A 10,798-nucleotide genomic window follows, 5' to 3' on the forward strand; every position below is an offset into this window, starting at 1 on the left:
CCACTTTTATTTTGAATTTCTTTGAAGATAATGCTCAAATTCTTCTTTATTTAAAGGCTTACTGAATAAGTATCCCTGCATTTGTACGCAGTTTTTCGATAGTAAGAATTCTTTTTGGTACTCTTCTTCTACCCCCTCAGCGATTACATTAAGATGGAGACTACGTGCAAGATTAATGATCGCTTCAGGAATCTCTGAATTTACATAATCCTCATGAATATCTTGAATGAAAGATTTATCAATTTTTAAGATATCAATCGGTAAATTCTTTAAATAGTTCAAAGAAGAATAACCTGTTCCAAAATCATCAATGGAAATCCGAATCCCCATATTCTGAAGGGTTTTTAATGATTCGACAATTTCGGAAGAATTATTTAAGAGAATGCTTTCCGTAATTTCTATTTCAAAATTGTTAGGACCCAATTGACTCGCAGCAAGAATTTCTTTGACCTTATTTACCATATTGCAAGGTTCTTGAAATTGCCGGGCTGAAAAATTAACTGAAACAGATAGTGGGAGGGAACGTGTTCGATTCCACTTACTAACCTGTTGACACGCCTCCTTCATTACATATTCCCATAAGGGATGGATTAATCCAATATCCTCAGCAATCGGAATAAACAATTCGGGTGAGACGTATCCTAATTCTTCATCTTTCCATCTTATTAGGGCCTCTGCCCCAAAAATCACTCCTAATTCAACATTAACCTTTGGTTGATAGTAAACTTCCACACTTCCACTTTCGATTGCCTTCCGTAACCGCGCTTCTAGTCTTGGTCTTTCGATATTCGATTGAATTAATTTCTCCGAATAAACGATGGCTTTGTTTCCCCCCAGCTTTTTAGCTGAGTACATCGCAAGGTCTGCATAAACAATCAGTGCATCCATATTGTCCGTATGTTCCGGAAACAAACTTATACCGCAACTTGCACTAAGATAAATTTCGTTGCCATCTAAAAGATATATTTTTTTAAGATTATTGACGATTTTTTCTGCTGCGGCCTTTGTTTCCATTAGACTATGACTTAATAACAAAATAATAAATTCATCGCCGCCTTGCCTAGTAATAATTGCATTATCACTAGGTATACTTGCGATAATCCGTTCAGCAATGATTCTTAGTATTTCATCTCCTTTGTTATGTCCAAAAGAGTCATTCACTTGTTTAAAACGGTCCATATCAATGAATAAAACTGATAGGGTGTCACTAGTTTGATTGGCATGCTGGATAAATGATTGTAACTTTTCTTGTAAATATCTCCGGTTTAGCAAACCAGTTAATGGGTCATGAAATGCCTGATATTCGATGAGCTCTTTGCTCTTGTTTAAATCATTTACGTAACTCTGCAAGTCTTTCGATAAGGCGTTCACATTCTCTGTAAGCAGACCTAATTCATCTTTTCGATTTAGATGTAGTATATTTCCAAAGTTACCTTGTGCAATATCATTAACCTGCTCAACAATATACGCAATTGGCTGTGTAATGGAACGTGAGAAGATCAAACTGATAATAAAGACAATCAACATAACGATAAAGGAGAGTAGAACATGGACCATAAGTTCATGTGTGAGTTCCTTCTTAATGATTCCATAATCATAGGCAAGTCCAATGACAAATGGTTCTGGTGTGGAGTAAACAGGAACGAAGGTTTTCATCAAATTTCTGCCCTGAATATCATCTTCCTTATAGGATTGTACTTGTTTTGAATTTATCGCCCGTTTGATATAGGAGGCATCTACTTTTTCGTTACGGTACTTATATGAGCCATACCATATTTGTTGAGCGGATATCCGAATATAACTATTTCCGTTTAAATGGACAATTTCTTTCTTTTTGCCAAAGTTTTTGGGATTGAAAACAGTGATTTCTAAAACCCCGCGTTCTTTTGTAAAACCTTTGATCACCTGTCCTGGACCAAACCGTCGCTCATACTCTAATACTTCGTTGTCACGAAAGTATGGATTAATAATATAGTTCGTCGTTCCGTCAAAAAAATAGCCCCATTTATCGGTATGGTCTGGATTCGATGAAGCAACCTCAATCGGACCAGACCAAAAATGGGGCAGGGTTAAACCTTTTCCAACAGAAACAGGAGTTAAATTAAATAGCTGCTGGTAGGCATCATACCAATATCCCCAACCCTTTGTAGACATATTAATTTCTTTAGGGTCAGACGATCTGACTCCAATAATATCATCTGCTGTTTTCGCTAGCAGTGTTATATGTGAAACCCTTACTTCCTGGGCCAGTTTTTTTAGCTGCTCATTTGTAATATCCTGATAATTTGAAGGCAGTGCGTGCTTAATCGCCAACGAAGCCGTCCTTAAATCCCTGCCAAGAATATCTTCAACATACAATGAGCCCTCTCTTATATTTTCAACTTGGAATGACACTTCTTTAGAGATCATATCAATTTCTCTTTCGTTATTTGAAAGCAGCTGATTTTTTGAACGAAGAAAATGAATTGTATTATTAGAAACTAAAATTAAAAAAACTAACAAGCAAAAAATCAGTGGCATCTTTTTTTTGATTGACAATGACGCAACACCTCAGGTTAAGCTGTGACCCATAGGATATTACCATAATGAGTCACAGCCGATTTGATATGAACGTTACCCTTTTAAACCTTCGAGCCATTCTTGATAACATTCATCACACAATGATTCATCTCTTTCTTTGTTTGAAGAGAAAAAGGAAACATAGTGCAGCTGTCTTTCTTCAATATCATTGGTACAATAAAAACATTTTTCAGACATTGGAATCCTCCTCTAGTTCGTCTATTGCAATAGTTTTTTCCATTATTTATTTTTATTACCTAGAAAAAATCTCCACGTATGTTTTAACTTAGTTTGGCACGTAAAATATGTTTAAATACAAATAAAATAAGAAAAGGTGGGAGACCAATGGAATTTAAAAATGAAGTAGTCATTGTAACAGGCGCTGCAAATGGGATTGGACGGGGAATTGCAAGTGCTTATTCAAACGCTGGTGCTAAAGTCATCATAGCAGATGTCGATGGTGAAATAGGTAATTTAACGACAGAAGAAATACGAAGTCTAGGAGGGGATGTTTTATTTGTAAAGACGGATGTTAGAAGTGCAGAAGATATTATTCGGTTAGTTGACGTAACAAAACAGAAGTATGGGAAAATTGATGTTCTAATTAATAATGCAGGTAAAGGGGTGTTTAAGTCCCCCTTAGAGTTAACAATTGAAGAATGGGATGATGTGATTCATACAAACTTAAGAAGTGCCTTCCTCTGTTCGCGGGAAGTGGCAAAATATATGCGGGAGAATGAATCTGGTGGATCAATTGTCAATATCGCCTCAACACGGGCACTTATGTCAGAACCTAACTCGGAAGCTTATGCTGCTTCAAAAGGAGGAATTGTTGCGATTACCCATGCTTTGGCTGCGTCCTTAAGTGAATATCGAATTACGGTTAATGCTATATCGCCTGGATGGATACACAATGGGGATAAATCACAATTAACAGAACTCGACCATGAACAGCACTTCTCAAAACGTGTTGGCGAACCAAGTGATATTGCTCGTGCATGTTTTTATCTAACCAATCGTGAAAATAATTTTGTAACTGGGATTAATTTAGTAGTAGATGGGGGAATGACGAGAAAGATGATTTATGAGGAATAGAACAAAAGGAAATATAATGCCTTTCCCCTTGGAGATATATTCCAACGCAACGTGGAGATTCACGTGCTACCATTGGATCAAGCGAAGCGCGGATATGAAGTATTTGATACGAAAACAGAAGATTGTATTATAGTGATTCTAAAACCATAAATACAACAAACTGGGCTCGAGAAGGAACATTCTCAGCCCAGTTTGCCGCCAACCAAATGGACGGCACTATCTATAAATAGTTTTGATAGCAGGGATTGTGTTTTATTAATGTTATAGACTAAATAAAAATATCTTTCGTCGTCAAATCCATTTATTGCATGCATCTTAAGCATGTTGTTGGAAGAATATTCTCTTGCCGCGATTTCGGAAATAATCGAAATACCAATGTCTTGTATGACAAACTGCATCAAGCTTTGTCCGCTTTCTGTGTAAGCAATGATATTTAATTGCTCCTTATGAATGTTATTTTTTTTAAGAACCCGCTCCAAAAGGGCATTTGTTCCTGAGCTTGAATTACGCATCACAAATGGATAATTTAAAATATCGCGAATCTTTACTGGACCAACCATTTCGTTTTGGCTCGATGTAATTAGGACTAATTTTTCTTTTACTAGCGGAATATAACGAAGTTTATCGTTTTCATATTTTTCACCCAAGATACCGACATCAACAGATCCGTTTAACACCTTTTCGGCAACTATTTTTGATGAGGATTGGTTGATATGGAATGTCACTTCAGGATAATGTTTCCTAAATTGTTTGACCATGCGTGGAATCATAAATTGCCCTGGAACAGAGCTGGCTGCAATTCGAATCATCCCCTTCAGGTCTGTCATTCCCTCTTTTATATCGAGCAATGCTTGGTCTTTAATTAATAAGAGTTTAAGGGCCCATTGATACAAACGTTCTCCCTGTGGAGTAAGAATACTCTCTCTTCCGACTCGATCAAATAGCTTTATATTAAGCATTTTCTCTAATGCTTGAATGTGAGAACTAACCGTTGATTGGCTTAAAAATATTTCATCTGCTGCCTTAGAAAAGCTTTTGTTCTCGACCACCTTTGTAAAAACATACAACTGATGCAAATCCACCTTTATCATCTCCTTATATATAAAAAATCGATTAATTCACACTGATAAAATAGATAAATAATTCGATATCATTATATCATCTACTGTGCATCAAGTGATTCTAGCAGTCAAATAAAAAGAAGGAGTGAAAGTTTCATCACTCCTTTTATTACCTTAAACATATAGAGAATGCTTTTCCTTCGCAAGGCATAAATCTAATATCCATGGCCATTTTCCGTGTCCTGACTGTGTATTTATGTGACCTGCATTAGGGATGGTGATGGAAGGAAAGCTAAGATTTGAATAGCTGTTTACATCTAATAAGCTGCAATATGGATCATTAGATGAGTGAATAAATAATGTATTTTCAGCTGCATTCTTTAGATTGTTTCCATCCAAAGGGACAGGGTAGAATGATTTTGCTTCAGTGATAGTGTGGTTTGGAGAAGGCGGTGCGACTAAAATCACCCGGTTGGCAATTGGTTTATTTAGAGTAGAAGCATAATGAAGCCATAATAAGCATCCTAGACTGTGTGTAATGACGGTTAAATCATTTCCCTCTGGGATCATCCGAAGTGTGGCAGACAATTCCTTCAGCCAAACGCTTTTATTAGGCGAGTCAAAGTTTGTGAAGGTTGGATACTGTACATGATAATTCTTTCTGGTTAATTCTTGTGCCAGCCAAGTTTGCCAATGATCAGGTCCACTACCGCCTAATCCATGAATGATAACAAAACTTTGTTGGTTCATTTAATCCCCACCTAAATTTTAATTTTTACTATTCCGATGAAATAAGTTGGTTTTATTGAAATTATAGTTGTTTTAAACGAAAAAGGCAATCAATGTCTCAATATTTATTAATTTTTTGGATAAACGACTGAAAAGTATATTTGCAATTGTATTGATAAACAATCAAAATAAATTGATTGGATAAATAGAAAGTAGGGGTATTTTTGTCAGATTTTTTATCATTAGGTATTTCAGAACCACTCGTAGAAAAATTACGTGGTCACGGTATTGCTAAACCAACACCGATTCAAAAACAAGCAATTCCATTAGTAATGGATGATATCGATATCATAGCACAGGCACAGACAGGGACAGGAAAGACGTTCGCTTTCATCCTGCCAATATTAGAAAAGATTAATCCTGAAGCAGATCATGTTCAAGCGCTGATTGTAACGCCAACGAGAGAATTAGCCCTGCAAATAACAGAGGAAATTGAAAAACTAATTTCTGATCTAACAGGTATCGATGTTCTAGCCGTATATGGAGGTCAGGATGTTGATAAACAACTGAAAAAATTAGAAAGGGGAATGCAGATAGTAGTTGGAACTCCCGGACGACTCTTGGATCATATTAGAAGGGAAACCATTCGTTTATCAGAAATAGATTACCTTGTTTTAGATGAAGCAGACCAAATGCTCCATATTGGGTTTCTCAATGAAGTGGAAGATATTATAAGAGAAACACCAGCAAGCAGGCAAACGATGCTTTTTTCAGCAACAATGCCGCCTGAAATTCGCACACTAGCAAAAAAACATATGCGTGAACCTGAATATATTCAAGTGGAAAAAACCCAAGGACCTGCTGAAACGGTGAAACAAATTGCGATTTATACGACTGATCGTGGGAAACAAGGCACGCTTATTCAACTAGTAGAAACGTATCGTCCGTTTTTAGCGGTTATTTTCTGCCGGACAAAACGCCGTGTAAGTAAACTGTTTGACGTACTGAAGGCAAACGGATTTTCTTGCGATGAATTACATGGGGATTTGTCTCAGGCAAAGAGAGAGCGGGTGATGAAGCGGTTTAGGGATGCAGAGGTACAATTGCTCGTTGCGACAGATGTGGCGGCAAGAGGACTTGATGTTGAGGGGGTTACTCATGTGTTTAATTATGATATCCCTCAAGATACGGAAAGCTATGTCCATCGCATTGGCCGGACAGGAAGAGCCGGGATGACTGGTCTGGCAATTACCTTTGTTACTTCAACAGATCGACCTATGCTTGAAACAATTGAAGCTGAGCTAAATATCACGATTGCAAAACAAAATATGGGAAATACCAAAGAGGGCAATGAGAGCAAAATAAACGATAATAAAGAGCACGGTACCCAAAAAGAGAAACATGGAATTAGAAAAGCAAAACCAAGTACTCCACGAAATCGAAACGAATCAGGAAGAAGAGAAAATAGAACAGGTCGAAGTGGGGGATCTGAAAGAAGGTCCAATACCATTAAGTCTAGAAGTAACAGTTCGAACAGTGGTGCTGGAAGAAAAGGAAAAAAATAAATTTCTTAGTGAAAGTTCATAATGACAATGAAAATGGGACTGAAGCAATTCAGTCCCATTCCTTGTTAATATGATAAGTTTTTGAACTAAGATTACTGTCTAGCTCCAGCGCCATAGCGGCTAGTGTCCTTCGCCCTCCGCCCTACGATAAGTNNCGTGTTTCCTTTATCTCAGTTGGAGCGCTCCTGGCCATACGCCGCTGACCAGGGCGCTTGCGCTTTTCTTATTTAGCCACCAATGTTAATGCCAGTATTAGACTTAACCAAAACTTCTTCATATCTTTTCACATCGGCTTTTTGACTAGAGAAGATCGTTCCAAGGTATCCCGCAATAAATCCTAGTGGAATCGAAACAATTCCAGGAGTTGTGTATGGGAACCATGGTTCGCCAACAAAAATGGCTTTTCCAACTTCAGGACTAAAAACATTCGGGCTGACAATCACCAAGCCGATGGCTGAAATAAGCCCAACCACCATCGCCCAAATGGCACCAGTTGTATTGAAGCGTTTCCAGTAAATGGTATAGAGAATTACCGGAAGATTAGCGCTGGCTGCGACTGCGAAGGCAAGTGATACAAGGAAGGCAACATTTAGGGTTTGTGCTCCTAGAGCTAGAATAATAGAAATCACCGAAACGCCCACTGCTGCCCAGCGAGCCATACCAACTTGCTGCTTTTCTGTTGCTTTTCCTTTTTTCAGGATAACGTTATAGAAATCATGAGCAAATGCAGAGGCAGCTGTCAATACAAGGCCAGCAACAACTGCTAATATCGTTGCAAAAGCAACTGCTGAAATGAAAGCAAACAGCATGTTTCCACCAAGAGCTTGTGCTAAAAGTGGAGCAGCCATATTTCCTGCTGGATTGGCAGCTACAATTGCACTATTACCAACAAAGGCTGCGGCGCCGAAGCCGAGGAAAATAGTCATAACGTAAAAGATCCCAATGATCCATGTGGCATAAACTACCGAAGAACGAGCAGTTTTTGCATCCTTTACCGTAAAGAAACGAACAAGAATATGTGGCAGACCAGCTGTTCCAAGAACTAATCCCATATTTAGTGAGATGGTATCAAGGCCAATTTTGTATTTTACACCAGGATTTAAGAAGGTTTCCTTTAATGGAGTGGCAGTTTTCATTTGCGCAAACATATCCGTAATACTCCAGTTAAATTTGGCAAAAACAATTATTGAAATAACTAAGGTACCACCCATTAATAAAACAGCTTTTATAATTTGTACCCAACTTGTTGCATGCATACCTCCAAAGATAACGTATACGGTCATTAGAACCCCAACGATTAATACGGATGTGGTATATTCTAAGCCTAATAATAATTTAATAAGTGCACCTGCACCAACAAGCTGTGCAATCATATAAAAAATAGAAATCGTAACCGTGTTCATGGCAGCGAAGCCACGGACCTTTTTAGCATCAAAACGAGCAGCAATCATATCAGCAAATGTATATTTTCCAAGGTTTCTTAGTGGTTCAGCAACTAAATAAAGTACAACAAGATAGGCTACAAGGAAACCAATACTATAAAAGAAACCATCAAAGCCCGTTAAGGCAACTGCACCTGCAATACCAAGGAACGAAGCAGCAGACATATAATCCCCAGCAATGGCAAGTCCATTTTGCCAGCCGGTTAGACCACCGCCAGCGGTGTAGAACTCACTAGCATTTTTTGTTCGTTTTGAAGCGTAGTATGTAATAACTAACGTTACAAAAACGATACAAAGAAACATCGTAAAAGCAGCTGTATTCATTAGTTAGACCTCCCTTCTTGGATTACTTCATTAGCCAATTCATCGAATCTTGCTGCTTTTTTCGAATAAATCATACATAAAGCCCAAGTCATAACGAATTGTAAGAAGGCAAAAACCCATGCCCAAGTAATACTGCCGATAAACTTGTGATTTAACACGGTAGAATAAGAAGTTAGTACTGGTAAAGCAAAGTAAAAACAAAAAAAGAATATGGTGACCGGGATGATGAATTTTTTCTTTTCGGAGAGTAATGTTTGAAAAGATGATGACTGTACAATTGAGGTGTAATCGCTTTCAGAATAAGTCTTAGTTTTTTTGGCCTCCATGGAAGCTCCCCCTCTCATATAAAACCCTTTGTTCAAACTGAGGTCAATAAAGACAATGCTGATTGGTCGTTGGTTGAGGATAGAATAAATCGAAGCATGTTGATTAATATTTTTAGAAATTCCCCTCCCAAAATACAGATTTTTCTAAATTTTTAAATTACAATTATGATTTTATTATAGTGATAAGGTTATATGCAATAGGAAATTTTAAAAAAAGGTAATAATACCCATTAGAGGTAGTTATTACTATGAGAGTAGGGGTTATTTTAGATTTCTGAGAAAAAAAAAGAAAACCTCTGCATCACAAAGGTTTTCGAATAATGGAGAATAGGGGGCTCGAACCCCTGACCTCTTGCATGCCATGCAAGCGCTCTCCCAGCTGAGCTAATCCCCCAAATATTTGTTACAAGCAAAATTATATCTGTATTATTAAAATCTTGCAAGAGAAAATTTTAATAAGGATAAATTTTTTAACTAATACTTTCGATTTCAACTTTTTGGACACCTTTTAAATTAGAAACAGAGGCATAAACATCAGTTGTTTTTTCACGATAATCCACGGCAACTAATATTTGAACGAGATGGTCGCCATTATCTAAATCCTTAATCTTAAGTCTACGAACGATATAATTTTTTTCTAATAGGAAGGAAATAGCCTTTTCAATTTGATCTTGATCCCTAATAAATAGTTGCAGCATAATTTCTTTTTCCCTTAATTGTTTCGGCCCAATGATTTTCATTAAAAATGGGACAAATTCAACGCTAATTATAAGTAGTGCTACCCCAGCGAATGCTTCTATGAAAAAACCAGCTCCAACTGCAATGCCAATTCCTGCAGCACCCCAAATCATTGCAGCAGTAGTTAAACCAGATATACTATCATTTCCCCGTCTTAATATTACGCCTGCACCTAAGAAACCAATACCTGAAACAATTTGAGCAGCTAAGCGAAGAGGATCCATAGTAATTTTGACATCATCTGAATCAGGAAACATGTACGCTGATTCAATGGATACAATCGTCAACAGGCAACTTACAACAGAAATAACAAGGCTTGTTTTAAGGCCGACCGGTTTCCTTTTTAATTCACGTTCAAGACCAATAATTAGTCCAAAAACAGCAGAAACACCAAGTTTAATTAAAATTTGCATATCGACACTGCTCATTTTAAATCACGTCCATTTATATAGTCGTTGACTGAAATTTTGATTCTTTGAAAAAATACCGATTACAAAAGATAAATATAGAATTCCTTTCTTTAATTCTACACATAAACGAGTATCTATGGGAAGAAGCATATAAATGTTGTTTGCTTAACATTTAGAAAGTAGTTTCGAAAAAAAATCTAAAATTATATTGCAAACATTTATTTCTCATGTTATATTAAATTTCGTCCTCATCGAGCGGTTCAACAAATGAAAAAAGAAGTTAAAAAAGTTGTTGACACCACGATGTGAGATATGATAAATTAGTGAAGTCGCTTTCGAGCGGTTGATTGGAAATCAAGTGACTTGTTCGCTTGTTAGAAATTGTTCTTTGAAAACTAAACAAACAAAATCGTGCAAACAAACAATAAATTTTAGTTTCATTACGAAACTAAGCCAACGTAACAAAATGAGCTAATCAACTTTCTTGGAGAGTTTGATCCTGGCTCAGGACGAACGCTGGCGGCGTGCCTAATACATGCAAGTCGAGCG

9 protein-coding genes, 1 tRNA gene, 1 rRNA gene and 1 pseudogene are annotated in these 10,798 nt (G+C 37.2%); 4 read left to right on the forward strand and 8 right to left on the reverse strand.

Features of this window, described 5'->3' with window-relative positions; translation table 11 throughout:
- Nucleotides 1-6: 6 nt before the first annotated feature.
- Together V7659_RS02385 and V7659_RS02390 are read right to left on the reverse strand one after the other, a co-directional pair.
- On the reverse strand, nucleotides 7-2,409 hold the full coding sequence (locus V7659_RS02385) for a putative bifunctional diguanylate cyclase/phosphodiesterase (protein ID WP_335537873.1): 2,403 nt from the start codon (nucleotides 2,407-2,409) through the stop codon (nucleotides 7-9).
- Between the two features lie 204 nt (nucleotides 2,410-2,613).
- Nucleotides 2,614-2,757, reverse strand: coding sequence for a hypothetical protein (locus tag V7659_RS02390; RefSeq protein ID WP_186328937.1), 144 nt, complete (start codon nucleotides 2,755-2,757; stop codon nucleotides 2,614-2,616).
- A 147-nt stretch (nucleotides 2,758-2,904) separates the two neighbouring features.
- On the opposite strand from V7659_RS02390, the gene V7659_RS02395 reads away from it, so the two are divergent.
- Together V7659_RS02395 and V7659_RS02400 are read left to right on the forward strand one after the other, a co-directional pair.
- Entirely contained in the window at nucleotides 2,905-3,654 is a 750-nt protein-coding gene (locus V7659_RS02395) for an SDR family oxidoreductase (RefSeq protein ID WP_335537876.1), read from the forward strand.
- A gap of 9 nt (nucleotides 3,655-3,663) precedes the next feature.
- Nucleotides 3,664-3,804, forward strand: a pseudogene (locus V7659_RS02400) (glutathione-dependent formaldehyde dehydrogenase); the annotation flags it as partial.
- A 32-nt stretch (nucleotides 3,805-3,836) separates the two neighbouring features.
- On the opposite strand, the gene V7659_RS02405 reads toward V7659_RS02400, so the two are convergent.
- Nucleotides 3,837-4,736 (reverse strand): selenium metabolism-associated LysR family transcriptional regulator, encoded by a 900-nt coding sequence (locus V7659_RS02405; RefSeq protein ID WP_335537878.1) that lies wholly within the window; start codon nucleotides 4,734-4,736, stop codon nucleotides 3,837-3,839.
- Between the two features lie 153 nt (nucleotides 4,737-4,889).
- On the reverse strand, nucleotides 4,890-5,465 hold the full coding sequence (locus tag V7659_RS02410; RefSeq protein ID WP_335537880.1) for an RBBP9/YdeN family alpha/beta hydrolase: 576 nt from the start codon (nucleotides 5,463-5,465) through the stop codon (nucleotides 4,890-4,892).
- Nucleotides 5,466-5,668: 203 nt separating this feature from the next.
- Here V7659_RS02410 and V7659_RS02415 point away from each other — a divergent pair, with 203 nt between their 5' ends.
- Nucleotides 5,669-7,009, forward strand: a complete 1,341-nt coding sequence (locus V7659_RS02415) for a DEAD/DEAH box helicase (protein WP_335537881.1) — start codon at nucleotides 5,669-5,671, stop codon at nucleotides 7,007-7,009.
- Between the two features lie 227 nt (nucleotides 7,010-7,236).
- Here the strand turns inward: V7659_RS02415 and V7659_RS02420 are convergent, their stop codons facing one another.
- From V7659_RS02420 to V7659_RS02435, 4 genes are all read right to left on the reverse strand, one after another.
- Complete coding sequence (locus tag V7659_RS02420) at nucleotides 7,237-8,775, reverse strand: solute symporter family protein (RefSeq protein WP_283875561.1); 1,539 nt, start codon at nucleotides 8,773-8,775, stop codon at nucleotides 7,237-7,239.
- Nucleotides 8,775-9,101 (reverse strand): DUF485 domain-containing protein, encoded by a 327-nt coding sequence (locus tag V7659_RS02425; RefSeq protein WP_335537884.1) that lies wholly within the window; start codon nucleotides 9,099-9,101, stop codon nucleotides 8,775-8,777. The genes V7659_RS02420 and V7659_RS02425 overlap by 1 nt, the downstream gene beginning before the upstream one ends.
- 321 nt (nucleotides 9,102-9,422) lie before the next feature.
- Nucleotides 9,423-9,495: transfer RNA gene (locus V7659_RS02430), tRNA-Ala, on the reverse strand.
- A gap of 76 nt (nucleotides 9,496-9,571) precedes the next feature.
- The gene (locus V7659_RS02435) at nucleotides 9,572-10,267 is read right to left on the reverse strand and encodes an MgtC/SapB family protein (protein ID WP_335537885.1); all 696 of its coding nucleotides are present in this window, start codon (nucleotides 10,265-10,267) and stop codon (nucleotides 9,572-9,574) included.
- A 463-nt stretch (nucleotides 10,268-10,730) separates the two neighbouring features.
- Between V7659_RS02435 and V7659_RS02440 the strand changes: the two genes are divergently transcribed.
- Nucleotides 10,731-10,798, forward strand: a 16S ribosomal RNA gene (locus tag V7659_RS02440); the annotation flags it as partial.

The sequence above is a fragment of the Neobacillus drentensis genome, assembly GCF_036966985.1.
GTDB classification, from domain to species: Bacteria; Bacillota; Bacilli; order Bacillales; family Cytobacillaceae; genus Neobacillus; species Neobacillus drentensis_E.

Excerpts from the sequence above, each read along its gene's own strand:
- V7659_RS02425 (WP_335537884.1), bottom strand. The coding sequence starts at position 9,101 with ATGGAGGCCAAAAAAACTAAGACTTATTCTGAAAGCGATTACACCTCA.
- V7659_RS02435 (WP_335537885.1), bottom strand. The coding sequence starts at position 10,267 with ATGAGCAGTGTCGATATGCAAATTTTAATTAAACTTGGTGTTTCTGCT.
- V7659_RS02395 (WP_335537876.1), top strand. The coding sequence starts at position 2,905 with ATGGAATTTAAAAATGAAGTAGTCATTGTAACAGGCGCTGCAAATGGG.
- V7659_RS02420 (WP_283875561.1), bottom strand. The coding sequence starts at position 8,775 with ATGAATACAGCTGCTTTTACGATGTTTCTTTGTATCGTTTTTGTAACG.
- V7659_RS02385 (WP_335537873.1), bottom strand. The coding sequence starts at position 2,409 with ATGATCTCTAAAGAAGTGTCATTCCAAGTTGAAAATATAAGAGAGGGC.
- V7659_RS02390 (WP_186328937.1), bottom strand. The coding sequence starts at position 2,757 with ATGTCTGAAAAATGTTTTTATTGTACCAATGATATTGAAGAAAGACAG.
- V7659_RS02410 (WP_335537880.1), bottom strand. The coding sequence starts at position 5,465 with ATGAACCAACAAAGTTTTGTTATCATTCATGGATTAGGCGGTAGTGGA.